This window comes from Microvirga flavescens, from assembly GCF_003290125.1.
GTDB classification, from domain to species: Bacteria; Pseudomonadota; Alphaproteobacteria; order Rhizobiales; family Beijerinckiaceae; genus Microvirga; species Microvirga flavescens.
Genome location: NZ_QMKH01000005.1, coordinates 100,789 through 123,710, shown reverse-complemented (window position 1 = coordinate 123,710; position 22,922 = coordinate 100,789). Strand labels below are relative to the sequence as shown.

Here is a 22,922-nt window from a genome sequence, read left to right as displayed (position 1 = left end):
ACGCGATCAGCCCCTCGATTTCTTCGCTTGCCGGTGATCCGGGGGTACAACCCGTCTCTACTTGTCCATGCTCTGGATTGTGCGGGGTGCGTACCGTTCGCCATGTCGCGCGATCCATAGCAGCAACCCGATCAGCGGGATGAGGATGTCGGTGTAGAAGATTGCCCCGGCATTACCCGGCGCGAAATTGTGGGCGGTAATCATCTGCGCCACATGACCTGCGGCCGCGCCCAAGAGAAAGCACGCCGGTCCTATGAGCGCTGCGAGGCGCATGTCGGCGTTGTCCTTGACGGCGAGGAAGCCGACGACTGAAAATCCGAGACTCGCGAAGCCGACCTCGGCCTGAAACGGGCTGCCATGCCCGATCTCCCCATTCCCGCCATAAGCTTAGAGCGCCTCGCGGCTCGAAAGAACCGCAAAGACGCTCTTGAGGGGCGGGAGTGAGAAGTTCGAGGCGTCTAGCCTGCCGCCTCAGCGTGCGCCGGCGCGCAGGGGCTTGAGCACCTCGGCCCACTTGTAGAGCTCGTCGAGCATCACCTTGGCTGACGTGCGGTGAATCTCCTCCGCCTTGAAGCTCTTGTCCTCATCGAGATGGCCGAACACCATCGGCAGCGGCACCGCCTCCGGAATCGGCATCATCTTGAGGGTGGTGACCAAGGACTTGGTGGCCTGCACGGCACGCAAACCGCCCGAAATGCCGCCATAGCCGACAAAGCCGGCAGGAGCGTAACCCCATTCGCGGACCAGGTAGTTCAGCGCATTCACGAGCGAGGGCGGCGGGCCGTAGTTGTACTCCGGCGTCACGAACACGAAAGCATCGGCCGCCTTCACACTCTCGGACCAGGCCTTGGTGTGATCCTTGGTGTATTGCTGCAGGCGGGGGTGGTTGGGCTCATCGAGGATCGGCAGATTGAAATCGGCGAGATCCACCAGCACCGGCTCGAACTTGCCGTGCTCGCCGGCATAATCGTTGAACCATTTCGCGATGCCCGGGCCGATGCGGCCGGGGCGCGTGCTGGCGATGATGGTGTGCAGCTTGAGCGACATCATGTCTCCTGAGTTTGCCTGCGAGGAACCTATGTCCTAGGTTCTGCTTTGTAACCGAGGCTCATTAGGTAACTTTCCGGGCGAACCGCAAGGAGGTACTTTGTTGTCACCCAGTAACATTCATGTTCCCGACCGCTGCCGTACCGTGACTGAAATCCTCTCGCGCGTCGGCGACAAGTGGACCGTCCAGGTCGTGATGCGGCTTGGCGGCGGGCCCAAGCGTTTCAACGAGTTGCGGCGCATGGTCGAGGGCGTTTCCCAGCGCATGCTGACCCTGACCCTGCGGGGACTGGAGCGCGACGGGCTCGTCACGAGGACGGTTTTCCCGACCATTCCGCCCCGTGTGGATTACGCTCTCACAGGGCTGGGTTGCTCCCTGCTCAAGACTGTGCGCGAGCTGGGGGAGTGGGCCATCGAGAATCGGGAAGAGATTTTGGAGGCCCGCCGTCGTTTCGATGAAGGTGAGAGTTCGCCAGCTTCCGACGCGGCGTAAGGAGCATCACATGGCGGCGAGGCGACGCTCCAGAACGTCCCAAAGCGCCTTGTCCCGGAACGTATGGATGGTGTGGTCGGCGCCGACTGCATTCATCTCCTCGGCGGTCAGGCCTGTGAGCACGCCGAAGGAAAAGAGGCCCGCGCCCTTGGCGGCTCTCATGCCGGAGGGCGAGTCCTCGAAGGCGATGGCCTGCTCGGGCGCAAGGCCGAGCCGCTCGAGCGCGGTGAGATAGGGCAGGGGATCTGGCTTGCCGCGCACCACCTGCTCGATAGTCACTTTCACGCCGAACCGGTGGGAGACATCCAGCATATCGAGCATGTGCTCGGCGTTCAAAAGCGGAGCGTTGGTGACGAGCGCGACTTTGATTGCGCGCTGCTCTGCCCAATCGAGCAGATCGATCAGCCCGTCCAGCGGCTCGAGATCGGAAGCGAGACGGCGGAAAGCGGCCTCCTTGCGATCTGCGAATTCCTCATGTTCCGCCACTGTGCGGTGAGGCAGGAGCGAGGCGAAGATCGAGGGGTTGGTGTTGCCGATGATCTTGGAGCGATAGATCTCATCGTTCACCGCAACGCCTTCCGGTGCGAGAACCTCGGCAAAAGCGCGCAGGTGAACCGGATCGCTGTGCACCAGCGTACCGTCCATATCGAAGATCAGGGCCTTGAGCATCGTCTCGCCTCGTCGCCGTTACCGGCACTCAACCGATGGTCTTGAAAAACGAAAAACCCGCCGACGTCAAACAAAGTTCGCGTCGACGGGTTGAAGAGCAGCCATGCACTCGCCGGAGCGTCAGGCCCCGGGGATAATGGCGACGCCGCGCTGGGACGAGAGCGACACGGAGACGGACTTTCCGGTCTCGATCGGCTCCTTGCGGCCATATTGCACCACGAACAGATTGCCGATGGCGGTCTCGACATCGTATTCGATCTGCGTGCCGAGATAGGACGCCTTCTTGATGCGCCCGGCGATGGCGGGGCCTTGCGCGGCCTGCTCGTCGAGAGCGATCGCGTCCGGGCGAACCGCGAGCTTCACCGGGCCAGGCTTTACGCCGCGATGAGGAAGGCGCAGGTTCAGGGTGTCGATCTTCACCGTGGCCTCTGCGCCGTTCACTTCGACAAGAGAGCCTTCGATGATGTTGGCATCGCCGATGAAGTCGGCCACGAACAGATCGGCGGGTTCCTCGTAGAGTTCGCGCGGCGTGCCCGTCTGCGCGATGCGCGCGTTGGACATCACGATGATGCGGTCGGAAACGGCGAGCGCCTCTTCCTGATCGTGCGTCACGTAGGCCACGGTGAGGTTGAGGCTCTGCTGCAATTCACGAATGTCTTCGCGAACGCGACGGCGCAGCTTGGCGTCGAGGTTCGAGAGCGGCTCGTCGAACAAAAGAACCTGCGGCTCGAGAACGAGTGCGCGCGCCACGGCGACGCGCTGTTGCTGGCCACCGGAGAGTTCCGACGGCGCGCGGCGCTCAAGGCCCGCAAGGCCGACGAGGCCGAGCTTCTCGATGGCCATCGCTTCAGCCTGCTTCTTTGGCACGCCCTGCACGGAGGGGCCGTAGGCGACGTTTTCCAGAACCGACATGTGCGGAAACAGCGCGTAGGACTGGAACACCATGCTGACATCGCGGTCCGCGGCGGAGAGCCGTGTGACGTCACGGTCGCCGATGAGGATCTGGCCTTCGCTCGCCATTTCAAGACCGGCGATCATGCGCAGCGTCGTCGTCTTGCCGCAGCCCGAGGGGCCGAGCAGCGTGACGAGCGTTCCCGGTTCGATGGTGAAGTTGACGGAATCGACCGCCGTGACGTCGCCATAGCGCTTCGTCACGTTGCGGAATTCGACCGAGGCCGCCTGCTTCTTGGATGCGGAGGAACGGAGGAGCGAGGAGGAAGATGACATCTGGTTCATGGCGCTGCTTGAACGGCGATGGGGTTTGAATTGGTGCTTGCGCTGCGGCGGCCGAGACGGCGTTCGCCGACGGCCAGCTGAATGCCTGTAATGGCGACCAGCATGACGAGAATGAGCACGGTGGAATAGGCGATGGCGAGGCCGAACTCGCCGGCTTCGACGCGGCCGACAATGTAGGTCGTGGCCATGTTGTATTCGGCAGTGACGAGGAAGATCACGGCGCTGACCGCCGTCATCGCTCGCACGAAGGAATAGACGAGCGAGGCGACGATGGCAGGCCGCAACAATGGCAGCACCACGCGGCGCATGGTCGTGGCCGAGCCCGCGCCGAGCGTCAGCGAGGCTTCGTCGAGGCTCTTGTCGATCTGGCTCAAGGTGGCGATGCCCGAGCGTACACCCACCGGCATGTTGCGGAACACGAAGCACATCACGAGGACGAAGCCCGTTCCGGTGATCTCGATCGGCGGGACGTTGAAGGCGAGGATGTAGGACACACCGACGACGGTGCCGGGGATGGCGAAGGAGAGCAATGTGCCGAACTCGAAGGCGCGTTGACCGGAGAAGCGCTGGCGCGTCAACAGATACGCGGTGAGAAGTCCGATGGCCGCCGTCAACGGAGCCGAGAAGGCCGCGACCTTCACCGTGGCGAAGAACGAGTTCCACGCCGAACCGGAGAAGTAGAAGCCCCAATCGGCGCGCTCAACGCGGAATGCGGTGAGGAAGTGATCAAGCGTTGGCGTGTAATCGCGGCCCATCGAGCGCACGAAGCCGCCGATGGCGATGATGACGTAGACCGACAGCGTGAAGATGGCCCACGGAATCGCCGTCGCGTAGGAGGCGAAGGCGACACGGCGCGGCAGCGGCAACGGAATGCCCGCATCGCCCTTGCCGGTAACGGTCGTATAAACCTTCTTGCCGAGCCACGCATGCTGCAGCCAGAACGCGCCGAGGGTGAAGGCGAGGAGGACGATGGAGAGCACGGCGGCGCGCCCCTGATCCTGTTGCGCACCCACGACGGCGAAGAAAATCTTGGTGGAAAGAACTTCATAATTGCCGCCGAGAACCAGCGGGTTGCCGAAATCGGCGAGGCTTTCCACGAAGCCGAGGAGGAAGGCGTTGGCGAGGCCGGGACGCATCAGGGGCAGCGTGACGGTGACGAAGGTCGTCCAGCTCTTGGCGCGCAGGGTTTGCGAAGCTTCCTCCAGCGTCGGGCTGATGCCCTGCACCACGCCGATGAGAACGAGGAACGCGATGGGCGTGAAGGCCAGCAACTGCGCGATGAAGACGCCGGGAAGCCCATAGATCCAGCGCGAGCGCGGAATGCCGAACCATTCGTAGAGAAGGCTCGACATCGCGCCTGAGCGGCCGAACAGCAGGATGAGCGCAAGGCCGATCACGAAAGGCGGCGTGATGATCGGCAGAACGCTCATGACGCGCAAGGTGCCCTTGAACTTGAAGCCCGTGCGGGTTGCGATGAGTGCGAAGGCAAGACCGAGAAGGGTGGTGCCGAAAGCGACGAGCAGGCCGAGGAAAAGCGTGTTCCACGCAACGCCGCAGCGCAGGTCGCCCGTGAGGCAATCGAGCCCCCAGACCGAACGGTCGATGAACTTCGCGAAGAATTCGAGCGGCGCGAAGTTGCCGCTGTTGTCGGCGAAGGCGCTCGCAAGAATCGTCGAGACCGGAAAGAAGACGAAGACGATGATGAGCGCGATGATGATGCCGATGGACGAGGTGACGAAGGCATCGCCACGGCACCAGCCGCGCGCTGCAAAGCCGTGGCAGAGAACGAGCAGGAACGCCGTCGAGGTCAGCGTCGCGCCATAACCCATGCCGCCCTGCTTCGGGCCCGGAGCGCCGAAGAGGCTCTTGAGGATGTCGAGCGTCCAGCCGTTGAGCCCGATGGTGAAACCTTGGAGGAGAATAAGGGCGAGCCCCAGAAGGCCGGCTCCGATCATCCAGTTGGCATCTGTCTTGCCGGAGCCGCCGGCAACGGGGCGCAGGGCGATCAGGAGAGGCGCGAGAACAGGCAGGAGCCACCAGGCTCCCTTCAGCCCGAGCACAAGGCCGGAATGGCCGGCGAGATAGTCGGAGAGCGTTGGCGTCGCCGTATTATCGAAACCGTACCAGGGCAGGAGCGCGTAACCGATCCAGCCGAGGACGATCCAGCCAAGGGTTGCCCGAGACATATGCGTACTCACGAAGACCCGAGACGATAGCCGCCATCAAGAAAGGCGCGGCGTCCCGGCGTTTGCATGTTCTGAAAATTGAACCGGCGGAGCGAAAGGCACGCTCCGCCGGGAAAGAAGCGTCGCGAAAAGCCTACTTCGGCAGGTTCTTCACTTCGTTGTCCCACTTGGACAGAAGACGCTTGCGCTCTTCGGACGAGCCGTACTTCGCGAAATCGAAGTTGATCAGCTTGATGTCGGCGAGCTTCGGCGCTTCCGGCGGAACCGGCGTCGCCTTGTTCGATGGCACCTGATAGGACTTCGTCTCGGCGCCGATCTTCTGCGCGGCGGGCGTGAGAGCCCAGTCGTAGAACTTCTGCGCGTTCTCGAGGTTCTTCGCACCCTTGATGATCGACATGGAGCCGATCTCGTAGCCGGTGCCTTCGCAAGGCGCGACAACCTTGATCGGGGCCTTGTCGACGACCATCGTCACGATGTCGTGCATGAAGGCGATGCCGACGGTGGTCTCGCCCAAAGCCATGGCCTTGGCGGGAGCCGCGCCCGACTTGGTGTATTGATTGATGTTCTTGTGCAGGGACTTGAGATAATCGAAGCCCTTCTCCTCGCCCATCAACTGAATGATGGTTGCAAGCAGCGTATAGGCCGTGCCGGAGGAGTTCGGATCGGCGACCTGCACCTCATCCTTCAGCTTGGCATTGAGAAGGTCGGCCCAGCACTTGGGTTCCGGAATGCCCTTCGACTTCACGAGTTCCGTGTTGTAGCCGAAGCCCAGCGCGCCCGAATAGATGCCGACCGTGCGGCCCTTGGACTGCTCCCACTGGCGCACCGCCCAATCCTGCAACTCGCCCATCTTCGGCGACTTGTACTCGACGGTCAGGCCTTCTTCGGCGGCCTGCATGTGCGGATCGCCCGTGCCGCCCCACCAGATGTCGGCGCGGGGATTGGCCGCTTCGGCCTTCACCTGCGCAAACACTTCGCCCGCGCTCTTGCGGGTCATCGAAACCTTGATGCCTGTCTCACGCTCGAAGGCGTTGACCATGCCGCGGCACCATTCTTCCTGCACGCCGCAATACATGACGAGCGCGCCCTGTGCCTGCGCCGCGCCCGCCGATGCGAAGGAGAGAGCGGTGACGGCACCCGCGAACATGCTCGCGGCGACAAGTTTCTTCCGAAGTTTCATCAATGATCCTCCCATAGATCTTTTGAGATTGTTATTCTTGTTGGCCGGCTAAGTTCTATGCAATAGCCCGGCAGGTCAAGCGCTTTGAGCGTCGCCTTTAGGATGAAAGGCCACGCCCGTGATCTGTGAATAGGTCAGGGCTCCTTCCCGATCTGCGTTGCCGCCGAGATGGCGGGCGCGAGTTCGGGCGTGCAGGCGAGCACGGGATTGCCCTTCCGCAATCCGTCCTTGGCAAGGAAATTGTTGGTCCAGCCGCCGGCCTCCTCGATGATGAGAAGGCCCGCCAGGACGTCCCAGGAATTGATGTGCAGTTCGCAATAGGCGTCGATCCTGCCGTCGGCCACATAGGCGAGGCCGAGTGTTCCCGAGCCCGCGCGGCGGACATTGACGCCGGTGTTCTTCAAGCGATCGACGAGCGTAATGTAAGGCTCGACCGGCAGTCGTGACGACCAGCCGGCTTCCACCGTCGCCTGACGGATTTCGGACAGCCCGCTGACGCGGATCGCCTCCCCGTTCAGCGTCGCGCCCCGTCCGCGCATGGCGAGATAGAGCTCATCCATCATGACGTTGTAGACCGCGCCGATCTCGACGCGGTTGTCGCGAACGAACGCGATGGAGATCGCGAAATGCGGGATGCCTCTTGCGAAATTCGCGGTGCCGTCGATGGGGTCCACCACCCACACGTCGCGTCCGAAGGTTCCACCGCCCTCCTCGCCGAAGAAAGAATCTTCCGGGACAGTTTCCGCGATGCGGCGACGAATCAGGTTCTCTACTTCCGCATCGGTGGCTGTCAGAAAGTCTTGATGCCCTTTGAAGTCGGGGCGTTGCGAGCGTGGCCGCTCCAGAAAGCGCCGCCGGGCCAGCACGCCCGCCTCGCGGGCGATCGCCGCAGCCGCCGCAAATCTCAATTCCAGTCCATCCACCGCCATATCCTCCCCCTTGTTTGACGTGAGAAAGCGTTAAGTCGTTGTCAAACAGTCACATTTCCCACGTAGATTAGGTGGCTGACCTGAACCGCTGCAAAGAAGAGGTTTTCAAGGCGCCAATAATCTGATTCTTTGGTTAGCCGGCTTTACTAAGCCGTTTTTCCCAACCTCAGCAATATTCCTCAACCCACAGAATGCCCAAAGCTCAAAAGACAGCCCCCAAGAGCGAGATCCCGCAAGTGGCGGCGCTACCGTTTCGCGTAACGGACGGCAGGGTCGAGGTGCTGCTTGTGACGTCGCGGGAGACAAAGCGCTGGCTCATTCCGAAGGGTTGGCCGATCAAGGGCAAGAAGCCTTACAAGGCCGCGGCGCAGGAGGCTGTGGAGGAGGCGGGCGTCAAGGGTTCGATCAAGCACAAGCCGCTTGGATATTACGAGTACTGGAAGCGGCGGGCCGATCATTTCGATCTGTGCCGGGTCGATGTGTATCCCCTCGAAGTCTCGAAGCAGCTCAAGACATGGCGCGAAAAGGGCCAGCGCGACCAGCAATGGTTCGATGTGGAGGATGCCGCCCATCAGGTGCTGGAGCCTGCCCTTGCCGAACTCATTCGCAGCCTGCCGGCGCATGTGACCTCCGCGCTGCTTGCCGACGCGTAAGTGCTCATGAGCGCGATCGTCACGGCGGTGAGCCTCAGCCCGGTCCATTCCTTCAGCAAACCGAACGAGATCTCGATTCGTCTCATCGCAGGGCTCGGGGTCGAGGGGGATGCTCACCTCGGCGAGACCGTCAAACATCGCTCGCGGGTCGCGCAGGATCCGACGCAGCCTAACCTGCGGCAGGTGCATCTCATCCATGCCGAGCTTCACGAAGAGCTGGCACGAGCTGGTTTCGCAGTGGCGGCGGGCGCGATGGGGGAGAACGTCACGACGCGCGGCATCGACCTTCTTGCGTTGCCGAGAGGCGCGCGTTTGCATCTCGGCGATCACGCCGTTGTCGAAATCACGGGCCTTCGCAATCCGTGTGCCCAGCTTGACCGTTTCCAGAAGGGCTTGATGGCGGCGGTGCTCGACCGAGACGCGCAAGGCAATCTTGTCCGCAAGGCCGGCGTGATGGGAATCGTGCTCGCGGATGGCGAGGTCAGGCCGGGCGATGCCATTCATGTCACGCTTCCCGCGCTGCCGCACCGCGCGCTTGAGAGAGTGTGATGCGCGCTGCCGATGCTGGTAGTTGCAAGGTCGCGAAGAATTAGGTATGACTTCCTCCGGTTTTAACGCGAAGAGGGAGGATTGCATGGTATACGCACGCTTGCGCACAGCGCCTCCCGGCATGTTCAAACGCTAGTTTTGAACTCACCCGCGAAGGCCCTCAGGCCCCGCCTGTCCTAAAAGACGGCTTTTCTAATTTCATCAATCATCGGGCGCCATTGGCGGCATGTTTGCCGGGTTGCGCGCTCCCTCAAGTTCAGGAGAGGCGTGCCCGGCGCGCCTTGTGCACGTTATGACGCGCAAGACAAAAGGCGTGGATTCAACCCGCGCCGTTCTCGCTTTCATGTTCCGGCATTGGCGCGGTTATCCGGGCTATGTCGCTACCATTTCGCTCGCGATGATGGCATCGACGCTGGCCGATGTGTTCATGCCGCTGTTCGCTGGGCGACTCGTCGACGCCATCGCGAATGGGGGAGCGGATCGTGAAGCCGCTCTTCATGCGGCGCTTGTCGCCTTCGCGGCGATGACGGCACTCGGCCTTGGCATGGTGACGGTCCGCCACATCGCGTTCAACACCATCATCGAGCTCTCCTTGCGCGTCATGGCCGAAGTCGCTCAGGAAGCTTTCGCGCGGGTGCAGCGGTTCTCCACCGATTGGCATGCCAACAGTTTTGCCGGCTCGACCGTGCGCAAGATCACGCGCGGCATGTGGGCGCTCGATCTCCTGCACGACACGATCCTGCTCGCGCTTCTGCCGTCCCTCGTCGTGCTGGCGGGTTCGATGGTTCTGCTTGGCCTGCACTGGCCCGTGATGGGGCTTGTCGTTGGGTTGGGAAGTGTCGTCTACATCGTCATGATCGCCCTGGTCTCGACGCTCTACGTTGCGCCAGCCGCGCGGCTTTCCAACGCATGGGACACCCGGGTCGGCGGAACGCTCGCGGACGCCATGAGCTGCAACGCGGTCGTGAAGGCATTTGGCGCGGAGGTGCGAGAAGATGAGCGCCTGCTGCATGTCCTGACCAGGTGGCGGCGGCGCACACGTCGCCTGTGGCGGCGCGGCACCCAAAATGGAACGCTCCAGATCGTTGCGCTCGTTCTCATCCGCGCGGCGATTGTCGGCACGGCCCTGTGGCTCTGGTGGCATGGCCGCGCGACGCCGGGCGATCTCACCTATGTGCTGACGACCTATTTCGTCATTCACGGGTATCTGCGCGATGTCGGCATGCACATCAACAACATGCGCCGCTCCGTGAACGACATGGAGGAACTGGTCGCGATGAATCGCGAGCCGGTGGACGTTGCGGATCGTCACGATGCGCAACCGATCCGCATCGGTGAGGGCGAGATTAGGTTCGAGCGCGTGCGCTTCCACTACGCGGGGCACACAAGCGCGCTTTATGATGATCTTTCGCTTACCGTCCGAGCGGGCGAGCGCGTGGGGCTCGTCGGTCCTTCGGGCTCCGGCAAGACGACGCTCGTCAAGCTCATCCAGCGTCTTTACGATGTGACGGGCGGGCGCATTCTCATTGATGGGCAGAACATCGCCGAGGCGCGGCAATCGTCCCTGCGGTCGCAGATCGCCATTGTGCAACAGGAGCCGGTGCTGTTCCATCGCACGCTCGCCGACAACATTGCCTATGGCCGCCCCGGCGCGTCGATGGCAGAGATCATGCGCGCGGCAGAACTCGCCAACGCGCACGACTTCATCATGCGTCTGCCGAAGGGCTATGCGACGCTGGTGGGCGAGCGGGGCGTCAAGCTCTCCGGCGGCGAGCGGCAGCGCGTAGCGATTGCGCGCGCGTTCCTGGCGGATGCACCCGTGCTCATTCTCGACGAGGCGACATCGGCGCTCGACTCGGAATCCGAGACGCTGATTCAGGAGGCGATGGAGCGTCTGATGGAAGGCCGCACCTCCATCGTCATCGCGCATCGGCTCTCGACCGTGCGTGCGCTCGACCGCATCCTGGTCTTCGATAACGGCAGCATCGTCGAGGAGGGAACGCACGCTAGCCTCTATCGCAAGGACGGCCTCTATCGGCGTCTATGCGATCATCAGGGCCTCGAATTCGCGCGGGTGAACGAGCCGGAGCCCGTGCTCTAGGGTGCGCATTGGATGGGAACGAGCGCGGGGGCGATGCCCGCGGCGAGATCGGCGGCGCGCTTTTGCGTCGCCGGCTCGGCCGCTTTCGCCGCAAGCGTTGGCGCGACATCGGTAAATTTTGCGGGGAGAAGCATCGGGTAGCGCGCGACAGGCATGATGCCGGCGATCCTGCGCCCATCGCTGGAGACATTGCCGACGAGGCCGATGAGTGAACCGGAAGGATCGAGCACCGGAGCACCGCTCGCACCTGGTTGAAGGGGGGCCGCGAGTGAGGCCTCGTCCAGGGCGCTCGCCGGGGTGGCGTTCAGGCTGATCTGTCCATTGTCCGAAGCGAAGGAAACGACGAGGAGAGAAGCACCCGCCATTGTGCTCCCCGCAGAGAGACTGGCCGGTGTGGCCTTGAGATTTTCGGCGAAGGTCAGCACCCACGGACCATTGCCGGCAACCTGCTGCGGCTTGAGGCCTCCCGCGCGCGGATCCTTGCAGGAGGCGAGGGGCGCGGCGGTGAGCACCTGCCGTGGTCCGATCGCGATGCCGGTGCCGATGAGGCTGCCGTTGTTCGCAGCCACGCTCTTGCCTTGTGCCGTAGGCGTGGGAGCAGGCGTTGCGCTTGATGCGGTTGCGGGGGAGGTCATCGGGAAGGGCGTGAACGAATTCGCGATGGCGACCACGAGCCGATCCACCTTCGGTGCAAGCGTCTTGTCGTAGCCGATGGAGAACGCGCGGATGCCGGAGGGGCTGGCGGCGTAGCGCGTGTAGAATTTCCCCGTCGGGGTTTCCCCGGCGATGACGAAGAAGTCGGGCCGTAACACCTTGTAGCTAAGGACGCGGCCTGGCGTCTGGATCGCGAGGTTGCGCTCGTAGAGCGATTGCAAGGTCTGGTCCGGTGGCGCGATGCGGGTGTCGAGGGTGATCTTGCCGTCGGCGCTTTGCCAGCGGCTGCCGCCATTGGCGTTCACATCCTGCTTTGGAAGAACTTGCGCGGGAACACCGATCCGCACGCCGCTTTTCGGGTCGTCAATGACGGAGAACCCGGCAATCGTGCGGGCCTGCTGCGCTGCCGCCAGCAGGGAAGTTCGGGCCGATGGCGTCAAGATTCCATTCGGAACCGTGTTGCCACGCTGCTGGTAGACCGCAAGAGCATCGAAGGTGCCTCGGCCAAAGGTTCCATCCGCCGCGCCGCTGTAGTCGCCGGTCCAGATCAGCGCTTCCTGAATGGCCTTGCGGTCGGCTTCCGGCAGGGCCTCGAACGCTGCGCGAGCAGCCTCGATGAGTGGGGCCGCGGCCGCGCGGGTCGCAGGGGGGGCGCCTTGGGCTAAAGCGCGAGAGGACGGTCCTGAAAGGCACAGGGCCGACACAATCGCGAGGGGAACGGAAAGGGTGTGCTTGCTGATGGCGCTCATCGGGCTCTCCCGGTTTTCGCCACTCTCCCAAACTCCAAGCCGTGATGCCAGGACTTTTCGGCCCCAACAAGCCTTGTAATGGCTTTGACACCCGCAAGAGCCCGTGACACATCACCGGCAATCATCCGATGTCTCGATCCGGGTCAGCGTCCGCAATGCGCATGCCGCACCTTCCCCGCCTTCCGCGCCTTCAGATCGTCGTTCGCCGGCGCGAGGCGGCCTTTGTCGTTCTTGCGGCACTTATCGGGGTGTTGGCGGGCCTTGCGGTCAGCGCGATGGGCTTTCTCACGCAACTCCTCCACAGCATCCTCTACGATGTGGGGCTGATGGATCGCCTGAGCGCGATCGGCGAGATCACCCGGGAACAGGCGCTTATCCCTGCCGTTGGTGGGCTTCTCGTGGGGTTGAGCGCGTGGCTCATCGCGCGCTTTCGCACGAGCCATCTTGTCGACCCCATCGAAGCCAATGCGCTGCATGGCGGGAGGCTCTCGCTCAGCGACAGCCTCATCGTCGCCGGTCAGACGATTCTCTCCAACGGGTTCGGCGCGTCGGTCGGCATGGAAGCCGGCTACACGCAAATGGGCTCGGGCATCGCCTCCCGCCTGGCGCGCCTGCTCAACCTGCGCCGCAACGATGTGCGTGTGCTTGTCGGCTGCGGCGCGGCGGGTGCGATTTCCGCAGCCTTCAATGCGCCCTTCACGGGGGCTTTCTACGGCTTCGAGCTGATCATCGGCGTCTATTCCATCGCGACCGTCGCGCCGGTGATGGCATCCGCGCTTGCCGCCATGCTCGTCACGCGCCTCCTCGGCACCGCGCCGAACATGATCGAGGTGCCGCCGATCCCCAATCTTTCCGCTGCCGACTACTTTCCGTTCCTCATTCTCGGCCTCGTCGCCGGCATTATGTCGGTGGGCATCATGCGTCTCGTCACGCTGGTTGAGAGAGGTTTTGCGACAACGCGCTGCCCGCCCGTCATCCGTCCCGCGCTCGGTGGTCTCGCCGTGGGCGCAATCGCGCTGTTCGTGCCACAGGTGCTTTCCGCCGGGCACGGTGCGTTGCATGTGGAACTCGAAGGCGGATCGACGCTTGCGGCCCTCGGTCTTCTGTTCGGCGCGAAGGTCGTGGCGGCAGCCTTGTCCCTCGGCTCGGGCTTTCGCGGCGGCCTCTTCTTCGCCTCCCTGTTCCTGGGGGTCCTGCTCGGCAAGATCTTCGCCATCGCGATGAACCCGGTCATGCCGCTCGCGGTCGACCTCACCGTGTCCGCCGTCGTGGGCATGGCCTCGCTCGCGGTCGGCATCGTCGGCGGGCCGCTGACCGTGACGTTCCTTGCCCTTGAGGCGACGGGCGATCTCACCATCAGCGGCATTGTGCTCACCGCTTCGATCATGGCCGCCATCTTCGTGCGCCAGACCTTCGGCTATTCCTTCTCCACCTGGCGCATGCATGTGCGGGGAGAAACCATCCGCAGTGCACAGGATGTGGGGTGGCTGCGCTCCCTCACCGTGGGCCGCATGATGCGCGGCGACGTGAAGACCGTTCCGGTGTCGCTCTCTCTTGCCGAATTCCGCAAGCGTTATCCCCTCGGCTCCGCGCAGCGGGTCGTCGCTGTCGATGAATCCGAGCGTTACGCGGGCATCGTCCTGGTGCCCGAGGCCTTCGCGCCGGAGGCGGATGCGAAAGCGAACATCGCCTCCATCCTACGTTACAAGGACGACATGCTGCTTCCGGCCATGAACGTGAAACATGCCGCGAGCATCTTCGACCAAACGCAGAGCGAAGAGCTGGCGGTTGTCGATAATCGCCTCAGCCGCAAGGTTGTGGGCCTGTTGACGGAAAGCCACCTGTTGCGCCGTTACAGCGAGGAGCTCGACAAGGCCCATCGCGGGGCTCTTGGCGAAGAACCTGCGGAGGAGTGAAGGCCGCACGCTCCCGTCCTGGTTCGTTTCCAACTCATTGTGATATGTTATATTGGATAATATGAATCCATCGGATCGCTAATGGTCCCGCATGGCAAGCAAAGGCAAGGAAGAGAGAAAAATGAAACGAGTGATTTCCTTCAGGGCGCTGATGCTTGGCACGACAATGGCGCTTGCAGTCGCCGGCTACGGCGTCTCGGCGGAGCTCAAGCCTTACCAGAAGGAAGCGCTGCAGCAATTGCAGACGGCCTTTGGAGGCATGTGGCCGATGGTGAAGAAGCAGTACGAGGAGGTCATCTCAACCGCGTCAGAAGCCGATGTGAAGGCCATTGTGAATGCGACCGTTCAGGCGCGCGCAAAGGCTGGTGCCGGCGGCCCGCAGGGCCAAGTGCCGGCGGAGGCGGACGATGCCGATGATGGCGACGACGGTGCCTATGAGAAAGCTCAAGCTGCTCGCGAGGATATCGAGCGACAAATCGACAAGCCCTTTGAGGCTTTCAGTGAAGCGGCGATCAAACTCGGCGTTGCACGCGGCATAACGATTGCCGATGTGACGCGCGAGATCTTTCAGGCCGAGAAGGGTTGCCGCCTCAAAGGCGTGAAGGACTATGTGAGCACTCCGTCCATCTTCCTCGACAGCAAGTCCCAGGTAAATGGAATTGCCGCCGTGAACGATGCGCGAAGCGCCCTGATGACCAGCGGAAAATACTACAAAATCACCTATCCCGCCGGTTCTCCGCCGGCGGTGAGCGCTCCCGTGGACAAGCTTATCCGCGACGCTGGCGAGGCGATCAAGGCTCTCAATGCGAAGTTCGGCGTCGTCTGTGCCGACATCAAGAAGCGCATGGACGCGATCCCCTACGGTGGCGGTGTCAATGTCAACAAGGCCATGGGTGCCCTCATCGCCGAGCGGGACGTCAAGGACCGTGCCTTGAGTGTCGAGGTAAAGACCGTTGTCGACGAGATGAACCGTAAGATTGCGGAGCTCGATGCGCCATTCTTCGAATGGGGATTGCGTCCCCTGAAGAACGCACAGCCACAGACGGGGCCCGTTACGAAATAGCGGGCGGTCTCAAAAGGGTCCGTTGCCTTGGTGCTCCGACTGTGCGGTGATAGATGAGATGACCACTGTCGCAGTTTTGGTGAGACCGATGATCCGTCATTTTTTGAGTGTGGCCCTTCTCGCTCTGGGGATCCTCTCAGCGGATCTGTCCGCGCAAGCCCAGGCGCAGAAAGCCTTTGTGCGTGAGGACCTGGCAAGCCAGGTGGTTCGCCTGGAGCAGGCCTTCAAGACAGAGAATTCCCAGGCCATCGCGGGCCGCAGCGCTGCTCAGCTGCGGGCTGAAGGGAGTGCGAACCTCTCTGCAGGTCAAGCACGCAACGCCATGAAGGCCTACATGGCTGCCGTCGGTGCAACCCCTTCCGATTGGGCAAACTGGATTGGCTTCGTCAAGGCGGCCCTGGCGATAGAGCCGAAGGATTGGAGCGAGCGCTACAAGCTGCGGGAGATGATGACCGCCGGCGCTTATGCCGCCTATCAGCGCGCGACGACGCCCGCCAACGAGGCGGCGGCGCTGGCGCTGCTCGGAGAGGTCTATGCCGCACAGGAGGCGTGGCGGCCTTCGCTCAACGCCTATGCCGCGAGCCTCAAGCTCAAGGACGATCCCGCCGTTCGCGACACTTATGAAACCCTGCGCGCCGAGCACGGCTTCCGTGTCACGGGCTTCAAGGTGGATTCCGATGCCGCCGCGCCGCGCGTGTGCTTCCAGTTCTCGGATCCGCTCGCGGCGGGCAAGGTCGATTTCACGCCCTTCGTGACGATGTCCTCGAATTCCGGCACCGCCGTTTCCGCCGAGGATCGACAGCTTTGCGTCGATGGGCTCAAGCACAGCGAGCGCTATTCCATCGTTCTGCGTCAGGGACTTCCGTCAGCGGTCGGGGAAACGTTGCTCAAGGCGGCGGATTACGAAATCTACGTGCGGGACCGCTCACCGCAGGCGCGCTTTACCGGGCGCAATTATGTGCTCCCCAGCACGGGGCAGGAGGGCATTCCGGTCGTCTCCGTGAACACCGCCAAGGTGGATGTCGAGGTCTACCGCATCGGCGATCGCAGCCTTCTGCCGACGATCCGCTCCGACGACTTTCTCTCGCAGCTCTCGCGCTATTCCGCTCGCCAGATCGCTACGGAGAAGGGCTTCAAGATCTGGAGCGGCACGCTCGACACGGCATCCGATCTCAATCGCGATGTGGTCACTGCCTTCCCTGTTCTCGAAGCCGCCGGAAAGCTCGAGCCTGGTGTCTATGTGATGACAGCGCGGCCTTACACCGGCCCCGCAAGCGATACGGTTTTGGGTTACGACGATAACTATTACGACAGCGTTTCCACGCAATGGTTCGTCGTGTCCGATCTCGGCCTGACGGCCTTTACCGGTCGCGGCGGCGTGCAGGTTTTCGTGCGCTCGCTTGCCAGTGCCGATCCGCTGGCCGATGTCGAGATCCGCCTTGTCGCGCGCAACAACGAAATTCTCGCGACGAAGAAAACCGACAAGAGCGGTGTCGCGGTGTTCGATCCTGGCCTTGCGCGCGGCGAGGGTGGTCTCGCGCCGGGGCTTGTCGTTGCGACGGCGAGTGCGGATTACGGCTTCCTCGATTTGGGTTCGGCGGCGTTCGACTTGACGGATCGCGGCGTCAAAGGCCGCGAGATCACGAGCGCCGTCGATGCCTATCTTTACACGGAACGCGGTGTCTATCGCACGGGCGAGACGGTGGCGCTGACGGCCCTGCTGCGCGATGCGAAGGGCGTTGCCGTGCCGGGCGTGCCACTCACCCTTGTCTTCCATCGCCCGGATGGCGTCGAATATCGTCGCGTCTCGGTGGAGGATCAGGGGCTTGGCGGGCGCGCCTTCTCGCTGCCGATCCTCCCCGGCTCCATGCGCGGCACGTGGCGGGTTTCGGCCTATACGGACCCGAAGGGCTCCGCTGTCGGCGAAGCGAGCTTCCTCGTTGAAGATTATGTGCCCGAACGGCTGGAGGTGAACCTGACGCCGAAGATCGAGGCACTGCATCCCGGCCAGCCTGCGCCCATCGATCTTTCGGCACGCTATCTCTATGGCGCGCCGGGTTCGGGGCTCGATGTCACCGGCGAGGTTGCCGTTGTCGAAGCGCAGAACAGCGGCATCAAGGGGCTCGATGGTTTTTCCATTGGTCTCGACGATGAGAGCATCGAGGCGTCCTCCGTCGAAATCGAAGAACCCGCGACGACGGATGCGCAAGGCCGTGCGAGCCTGCAGATCCCGATCCAGGACGTCGCCGCGCCACGTCCGACGGCGGCGCGCATCACCTTGCGCGTTGCCGAACCCGGTGGGCGCGCGGTGGAGCGCAGCGTCACATTGCCGATCCTGCCGAAAGGCCCGGTCGTCGGCGTGCGCAAGACCTTCGACAATCTTGCCGAGGGTGCGAACGCGACCTTCGATGTGGTCATTGCCGATCCTGACGGGAAACGGCTTGCGAAAGCAGGCGTAACCTGGAGCCTCGTCAAGATCGAGCAGCGCTATCAATGGTACAATTCCGACGGGCGCTGGAGCTACGAGCCGGTGAAAAACACACGGCGCGTGGCGAGCGCTACGCTCGATGTGAAAGCGGACGCGCCGTCGCGCATTTCCGCCCCGGTGGACTGGGGCAGCTACCGGCTCGATGTGAATGCGCCGGGGTTGAGCGATACCGCCCAGACGAGCGTTTCCTTCACGGTCGGCTGGTCCGGCGCGGCAACGGCGACGCGTCCGGATCTTCTCGACATGACGCTCGACAAGGCGAGCTATCGCGCCGGCGACACCATGCAGGTGCGGCTCAACCCGCGCTTTGCCGGCAAGGCGACATTGGCTGTGGTGAGCGACAAGGTTCATGATATCCGCGTCGTCGATGTCGCGGCATCCGGAACGGATGTGAGCGTTCCTGTGCGCGCCGAATGGGGTCCGGGCGCTTATCTCGTCGCGCTTGCCCATCGCCCGCTCGATCAGGCGGCGAAGCGCATGCCGGGCCGCGCGCTCGGAACCGCATGGTTCGAGATTGATCGCGATGCGCGTGCTCTCGAGGTGAATCTCAACGCGCCGGACAAGATCAGGCCGCGCGGCACGCTGAAACTTCCGGTGAAGGTCGCGGGGTTGAAAGCGGGCGAAGAAGCGCGCATCACGGTGGCGGCGGTCGATGTCGGCATTCTCAACCTCACCCGCTACGAAGCGCCGAACCCAGCCTCATACTTCTTCGGGCAGAAACAGCTCTCGTCCGAGATCCGCGATCTTTATGCCTATCTCATCGACGGCATGCAGGGCACGCGCGGCGCAATCCGCTCCGGCGGCGACATGGAGCCCAAAGCCCTCGACGGCATTCCCCCGACACAGGAGCCCCTCGCGCGCTATTCCGGCGTGGTGAAGGTGGAGGCCGATGGCAGCGCCAATATCGAATTCGACATTCCGGCTTTCAACGGCACCGCGCGCGTCATGGCGGTGGCCTGGACGAAGGACCGCGTCGGCAGCGCGTCCGCCGATGTCATCATCCGCGATCCGGTCGTGCTGACGGGAACGCTCCCGCGCTTCCTTTCCGTCGGCGATCGTTCGCGGTTCTTCGTGCAGCTCGACAATGTGGAGGGGCCCGCCGGAAACTACACGGTGGATCTCGATATCCGCGGCCCCATCGTCGTTCCTGCCGATGCGCTGCGTTCCACCATCAGGCTCGATGCGAAAGCGAAGGGCAGCATCGCAATTCCCGTCACGGCGGGAGGAGGGGGCCTCGCTCAGGTCGAGGCGATCTTGCGAGGGCCTGATCTGGAAGTGGCGCAGAGCTTCAAGGTGGCGGTTCAGCCGGGGACCGGAGCTCTCGCGCGCCGCACGATCCGCCCGCTAGAGCCGGGTGCGAGCCTTTCCCTGTCGAGCGATCTCGTGAGCGACATCCTCAATGGCACCGGAGCGGTGTCCATTTCCGTCTCGCCCCTCGCCAGTCTCGACGTGCCGGGGCTGCTGCACTCGCTCGACCGTTATCCGTATGGCTGCACGGAGCAGACCGTGAGCCGCGCTCTGCCGCTTCTTTATGTCAACAAGCTCGCGGAGGAGGAAAGCCTTTCGCTGGATGACAAGGCCGACGAGCGCGTGCGCGGAGCCATCGAAAGAATCCTCGCGCGTCAGTCGTCCAACGGATCGTTCGGCCTGTGGTCGGTCGGCGGTGACGATATGTGGCTCGATGCCTATGCGACCGACTTCCTGACGCGCGCCCGTGAGCGCGGCTTTGCCGTGCCGCCGGTTGCGTTCAACATCGCCCTCGACCGGCTGCGCAACTTCGTCGCGAACACCACGCAGATCGGAGAAAACGCGGAGAGCCTTGCCTATGCGGCATATGTGCTCGCCCGTAACGGGCGTCCTGTCATGGGCGACTTGCGCTATCTCGCGGACACCAAGATCGACGACTTCAAATCGCCTCTGGCGCGCGGGCAGATCGCCGCCGCGCTGGCGCTTCTCGGCGACCGAGGCCGCGCGCAGAAGATCTTTACGTCGGCCGTGGATCGCCTGAAGGGCGACCGCGATACCGGCAATTTCCGCGCCGATTATGGTTCTCGCCTGCGTGACGGCGCCGGCCTTCTCACGCTGGCCTACGAGACGGACAACGTGCCCGCCGTCATTCAACCGGTGGCACAGGTCATCGATGCGGAGCGCGGAACGCGCCGCACGAGCACGCAGGAAGAGGCGTGGCTGGTTCTCGCCGCGCAGGCCGTTGCGCGGCAGGCCGATGCGATGGCGCTCACCGTGGATGGCGCGGCGCATAAGGGCGCGCTCTATCGCTCCTATCGCGATGCCGCCTTGCAGCGCGGCGCCGTCACCATCGTCAATGCGGGGCAGGAACCCGTTCAAGCTGTCATCACCGTCACGGGCAATGCCATCGAACCGGAGCCTGCGGTGTCGCGCGGCTACACGATCGAGCGCAGCTATTACAAGCTCGATGGCACGCAGATGCAGCCGTCTCAAGTGAAGCAGAACGAGCGCATGGTGGTCGTTCTGAAAGTCACGGAGGCGCAGGCGCGGCAGGCGCGTGTTCTTCTCGTCGATCGCCTTCCCGCGGGCTTCGAGATCGACAACCCGAAACTCGTCGACAGCGACAGTGTCGCCGGCCTCTCCTGGCTCAAGCGGGATGTGGAACCCGCGCACACGGAATACCGCGACGACCGTTTCGTAGCTGCTTACGACCGCGAGCCGAGCCAACCGGCGTTCTTCACCGTGGCCTACATGGTGCGCGCGGTCTCGCCGGGGCGCTATGTGCATCCACCGGCGCAGGTGGAAGACATGTATCGGCCTGAGCGCTACGGCCGCACCGCCTATGGCGAGGCCGAGGTGACGGCGGCAAGGCCGTGATGGGCACGCGCGGCACAGGCGCGCGACGCCGCGTTCTCGCAGCCCTCGCCGTATGCGCCGTTCTTGTTCCCGCTGTCGCGCTGTGGCGCTTCGTCGATGGTTTGGGACCTCTGGACGTCACTCTTACCGAAACGCGCTCGACGGTTGTTCTCGACCGCAGCGGAAAACTCCTGCGGCCCTTCGTGACGGGCGAGGGGCGATGGCGTTTGCCCATCGAGACGGACGATGTGGACCCGCGCTATCTCGCCATACTCAAGGCTTATGAGGATGCCCGGTTCGAGCATCATTCCGGCATCGATGCCCTGGCCTTTTTGCGCGCGGCGGCGCAACTCGTCACCCATCGGCAAGTAGTGTCCGGCGCATCGACCCTGACGATGCAGGTGGCGCGCCTTCTCGAACCGCGGGAGGAGCGCACGCTTTCTGCGAAGCTGCGGCAGGCCGTGCGCGCCGTGCAGCTGGAGCGCCGTTTCTCGAAAGATGAGATCCTGCGTCTTTACCTCACGCTTGCCCCTTATGGCGGAAATCTCGAAGGCGTTCGCGCGGCGAGCCTTTCCTATTTCGACCGTGAACCGAAGCGCCTGACCTTTGCCGAAGCGGCATTACTCGTCGCGTTGCCGCAATCGCCGGAAACGAGACGCCCTGACCGCTTTCCTGAAGCTGCGCGCAAAGCGCGCGACCGCGTGCTCGAGCGCGCCCGCGAGCGCGGCGTGATTACGGCCGCGGAGGCGGAAGTCGCCAGGGCGGAGCGCGTTCCCAAGGCTCGTCATGCCTTTCCGATGCTGGCCGCCCACGCGGCAGAGCAGGCGGCTTTGAGGCGCCCTTCCGAAACCATTCAACGCCTTGCCATCGATGGACGGCTGCAGGCGAGTCTTGAGCAACTCGCGCGGGAGCGCGCCGAGCGCATCGGTCCCAAGATCTCGCTCGCCATTCTCGTCATCGACAACGCCACCGGCGAAGTGCGCGCGCAGGTGGGCAGCCCCGATCCCATGAACAGGGAGCGCGCGGGCGCCATCGACATGACGCAGGCCATGCGCTCGCCGGGGTCGGCGCTCAAGCCTTTCATCTACGCGCTGGCCTTCGAGAGCGGGCTTGCTCATCCCGAAACGCTCGTGGACGACAGGCCCTCGCGTTATGGCGCGTATCAGCCGGAGAATTTCGATCTCGCCTTTCAGGGCACCGTCACGGCGCGCAAGGCCTTGCAGCTTTCCCTCAACCTGCCGGCGGTCGAACTTCTCAACGGTGTCGGGCCCGCTCGCCTTCTCGCGCGGCTGCGGGAGGCCGATACGGCAATCGCGATGCCGAAGGAGGCCGCGCCCGGCCTTGCCATCGGCCTCGGCGGCCTTGGCATCACGCTCACCGATCTCACGCGCCTTTACGCGGGGCTTGCACGGGGCGGCTCCATGCCGACCCTCGTGCGCAATTTAGGTGAGCGCGCGTCCGATGCCGCCGAGCGGCGCATCGCCGATCCTGTCGCGGCCTGGTACATCTTCGATATCCTGCGCGGCGCACCTCCACCGGAGAACGCGCTCGCCGGGCGCCTCGCCTTCAAGACCGGCACGTCCTATGGCTACCGCGATGCCTGGGCGGTGGGGTACGACAAACACTTCACCATCGGCGTGTGGGTCGGCCGCCCGGATGGCAGCGCCGTGCCGGGACTCGTCGGGCGTCTCGTGGCCGCGCCCATTCTGTTCGATGCCTATGGTAGGTTGGGGCAGGAGCCGGAAGCCCTCGCCGTTCCGCCTTTCGCGCTTCAGGCCTCCACTGCGGCCCTCCCACCGCCCTTGCGCCATGTGCGTCAGGACGTGCCGAAGACAATCGCCTCGACGGTTCAGGCGCCTCTCAAGATCGCCTTTCCACTGGATGGTTCGCGCGTCGATCTTGGACTCTCGCGAGTGAGCGAAGAGCGAAACGCGCTTCAGTTGAAAGCCTCCGGCGGCGTGCCGCCTCTGACCTGGATGGTCGATGGCGCACCTGTGGTGATGGCCGTTCTTCGCCGTGAAGCCGCATGGCAGCCGGAAGGGGCCGGCTTTCTGAGACTCTCCGTCATCGACGCCCGAGGCGCAACGGATAGCGTTCTGGTGAGGATCGAATAGCCTGACGCATATACTGTGGGGGTTCTATTGCCTGGACGATGAAGTGCGAAATAGTATCCCGCCACGAACGTC

Annotated in this window: 16 protein-coding genes; 8 read left to right on the top strand and 8 right to left on the bottom strand. The window is 63.5% G+C overall.

Going from position 1 to position 22,922, the window contains the following annotated elements:
* Nucleotides 1-57: 57 nt before the first annotated feature.
* The gene (locus DQW91_RS11415) at nucleotides 58-366 is read right to left on the bottom strand and encodes a DUF6790 family protein (protein ID WP_342633215.1); all 309 of its coding nucleotides are present in this window, start codon (nucleotides 364-366) and stop codon (nucleotides 58-60) included.
* A gap of 105 nt (nucleotides 367-471) precedes the next feature.
* Nucleotides 472-1,047 (bottom strand): NADPH-dependent FMN reductase, encoded by a 576-nt coding sequence (locus DQW91_RS11410; RefSeq protein ID WP_112663917.1) that lies wholly within the window; start codon nucleotides 1,045-1,047, stop codon nucleotides 472-474.
* A 103-nt stretch (nucleotides 1,048-1,150) separates the two neighbouring features.
* Here DQW91_RS11410 and DQW91_RS11405 point away from each other — a divergent pair, with 103 nt between their 5' ends.
* Complete coding sequence (locus DQW91_RS11405; RefSeq protein WP_112663766.1) at nucleotides 1,151-1,540, top strand: winged helix-turn-helix transcriptional regulator; 390 nt, start codon at nucleotides 1,151-1,153, stop codon at nucleotides 1,538-1,540.
* A gap of 6 nt (nucleotides 1,541-1,546) precedes the next feature.
* On the opposite strand, the gene DQW91_RS11400 is transcribed toward DQW91_RS11405, so the two are convergent.
* The 5 genes from DQW91_RS11400 to DQW91_RS11380 all read right to left on the bottom strand — a co-directional run bounded on the left by DQW91_RS11400 (nucleotide 1,547) and on the right by DQW91_RS11380 (nucleotide 7,740).
* The gene (locus DQW91_RS11400; protein ID WP_112663765.1) at nucleotides 1,547-2,209 is read right to left on the bottom strand and encodes an HAD family hydrolase; all 663 of its coding nucleotides are present in this window, start codon (nucleotides 2,207-2,209) and stop codon (nucleotides 1,547-1,549) included.
* Between the two features lie 120 nt (nucleotides 2,210-2,329).
* On the bottom strand, nucleotides 2,330-3,436 hold the full coding sequence (locus DQW91_RS11395; RefSeq protein ID WP_112663916.1) for an ABC transporter ATP-binding protein: 1,107 nt from the start codon (nucleotides 3,434-3,436) through the stop codon (nucleotides 2,330-2,332).
* Nucleotides 3,437-3,441: 5 nt separating this feature from the next.
* Complete coding sequence (locus DQW91_RS11390) at nucleotides 3,442-5,631, bottom strand: ABC transporter permease (protein ID WP_112663764.1); 2,190 nt, start codon at nucleotides 5,629-5,631, stop codon at nucleotides 3,442-3,444.
* A gap of 133 nt (nucleotides 5,632-5,764) precedes the next feature.
* A complete protein-coding gene (locus tag DQW91_RS11385) occupies nucleotides 5,765-6,811 on the bottom strand; it encodes an ABC transporter substrate-binding protein (RefSeq protein ID WP_112663763.1) in 1,047 nt (348 codons plus the stop codon).
* 134 nt (nucleotides 6,812-6,945) lie between these two features.
* Entirely contained in the window at nucleotides 6,946-7,740 is a 795-nt protein-coding gene (locus DQW91_RS11380) for an inositol monophosphatase family protein (RefSeq protein ID WP_112663762.1), read from the bottom strand.
* A 191-nt stretch (nucleotides 7,741-7,931) separates the two neighbouring features.
* On the opposite strand from DQW91_RS11380, the gene DQW91_RS11375 reads away from it, so the two are divergent.
* The 3 genes from DQW91_RS11375 (at nucleotide 7,932) to DQW91_RS11365 (ending at nucleotide 11,043) form a co-directional block, all read left to right on the top strand.
* A complete protein-coding gene (locus DQW91_RS11375) occupies nucleotides 7,932-8,393 on the top strand; it encodes an NUDIX hydrolase (RefSeq protein ID WP_112663761.1) in 462 nt (153 codons plus the stop codon).
* Nucleotides 8,394-8,399: 6 nt separating this feature from the next.
* Nucleotides 8,400-8,942: an MOSC domain-containing protein gene (locus DQW91_RS11370; RefSeq protein ID WP_112663760.1), complete on the top strand. Its 543-nt coding sequence runs from the start codon at nucleotides 8,400-8,402 to the stop codon at nucleotides 8,940-8,942.
* 292 nt (nucleotides 8,943-9,234) lie between these two features.
* Complete coding sequence (locus tag DQW91_RS11365; RefSeq protein ID WP_112663759.1) at nucleotides 9,235-11,043, top strand: ABC transporter ATP-binding protein; 1,809 nt, start codon at nucleotides 9,235-9,237, stop codon at nucleotides 11,041-11,043.
* Here the strand turns inward: DQW91_RS11365 and DQW91_RS11360 are convergent.
* Nucleotides 11,040-12,446, bottom strand: a complete 1,407-nt coding sequence (locus DQW91_RS11360) for a peptidoglycan-binding protein (RefSeq protein WP_112663758.1) — start codon at nucleotides 12,444-12,446, stop codon at nucleotides 11,040-11,042. The genes DQW91_RS11365 and DQW91_RS11360 overlap by 4 nt on opposite strands.
* Before the next feature lie 161 nt (nucleotides 12,447-12,607).
* Between DQW91_RS11360 and DQW91_RS11355 the strand changes: the two genes are divergently transcribed.
* The 4 genes from DQW91_RS11355 to pbpC all read left to right on the top strand — a co-directional run bounded on the left by DQW91_RS11355 (nucleotide 12,608) and on the right by pbpC (nucleotide 22,850).
* Nucleotides 12,608-14,362 (top strand): chloride channel protein, encoded by a 1,755-nt coding sequence (locus DQW91_RS11355; protein ID WP_112663915.1) that lies wholly within the window; start codon nucleotides 12,608-12,610, stop codon nucleotides 14,360-14,362.
* A 121-nt stretch (nucleotides 14,363-14,483) separates the two neighbouring features.
* Nucleotides 14,484-15,425, top strand: a complete 942-nt coding sequence (locus DQW91_RS11350; protein ID WP_112663757.1) for a hypothetical protein — start codon at nucleotides 14,484-14,486, stop codon at nucleotides 15,423-15,425.
* Nucleotides 15,426-15,513: 88 nt separating this feature from the next.
* Nucleotides 15,514-20,757 carry an alpha-2-macroglobulin family protein gene (locus DQW91_RS11345; protein WP_112663756.1) on the top strand — a complete coding sequence of 1,748 codons (5,244 nt, stop codon included), beginning with the start codon at nucleotides 15,514-15,516 and terminating at the stop codon, nucleotides 20,755-20,757.
* The gene (gene pbpC, locus DQW91_RS11340; RefSeq protein ID WP_112663755.1) at nucleotides 20,757-22,850 is read left to right on the top strand and encodes a penicillin-binding protein 1C; all 2,094 of its coding nucleotides are present in this window, start codon (nucleotides 20,757-20,759) and stop codon (nucleotides 22,848-22,850) included. Before DQW91_RS11345 ends, pbpC begins: the two co-directional genes overlap by 1 nt.
* Nucleotides 22,851-22,922: the final 72 nt, after the last annotated feature.

Excerpts from the sequence above, each read along its gene's own strand:
- DQW91_RS11410 (WP_112663917.1), bottom strand. The coding sequence starts at position 1,047 with ATGTCGCTCAAGCTGCACACCATCATCGCCAGCACGCGCCCCGGCCGC.
- DQW91_RS11400 (WP_112663765.1), bottom strand. The coding sequence starts at position 2,209 with ATGCTCAAGGCCCTGATCTTCGATATGGACGGTACGCTGGTGCACAGC.
- DQW91_RS11395 (WP_112663916.1), bottom strand. The coding sequence starts at position 3,436 with ATGTCATCTTCCTCCTCGCTCCTCCGTTCCTCCGCATCCAAGAAGCAG.
- DQW91_RS11390 (WP_112663764.1), bottom strand. The coding sequence starts at position 5,631 with ATGTCTCGGGCAACCCTTGGCTGGATCGTCCTCGGCTGGATCGGTTAC.
- DQW91_RS11385 (WP_112663763.1), bottom strand. The coding sequence starts at position 6,811 with ATGAAACTTCGGAAGAAACTTGTCGCCGCGAGCATGTTCGCGGGTGCC.
- DQW91_RS11380 (WP_112663762.1), bottom strand. The coding sequence starts at position 7,740 with ATGGCGGTGGATGGACTGGAATTGAGATTTGCGGCGGCTGCGGCGATC.
- DQW91_RS11375 (WP_112663761.1), top strand. The coding sequence starts at position 7,932 with ATGCCCAAAGCTCAAAAGACAGCCCCCAAGAGCGAGATCCCGCAAGTG.
- DQW91_RS11370 (WP_112663760.1), top strand. The coding sequence starts at position 8,400 with ATGAGCGCGATCGTCACGGCGGTGAGCCTCAGCCCGGTCCATTCCTTC.
- DQW91_RS11365 (WP_112663759.1), top strand. The coding sequence starts at position 9,235 with ATGACGCGCAAGACAAAAGGCGTGGATTCAACCCGCGCCGTTCTCGCT.
- DQW91_RS11360 (WP_112663758.1), bottom strand. The coding sequence starts at position 12,446 with ATGAGCGCCATCAGCAAGCACACCCTTTCCGTTCCCCTCGCGATTGTG.
- DQW91_RS11355 (WP_112663915.1), top strand. The coding sequence starts at position 12,608 with ATGCCGCACCTTCCCCGCCTTCCGCGCCTTCAGATCGTCGTTCGCCGG.
- DQW91_RS11350 (WP_112663757.1), top strand. The coding sequence starts at position 14,484 with ATGAAACGAGTGATTTCCTTCAGGGCGCTGATGCTTGGCACGACAATG.
- DQW91_RS11345 (WP_112663756.1), top strand. The coding sequence starts at position 15,514 with ATGATCCGTCATTTTTTGAGTGTGGCCCTTCTCGCTCTGGGGATCCTC.
- pbpC (WP_112663755.1), top strand. The coding sequence starts at position 20,757 with ATGGGCACGCGCGGCACAGGCGCGCGACGCCGCGTTCTCGCAGCCCTC.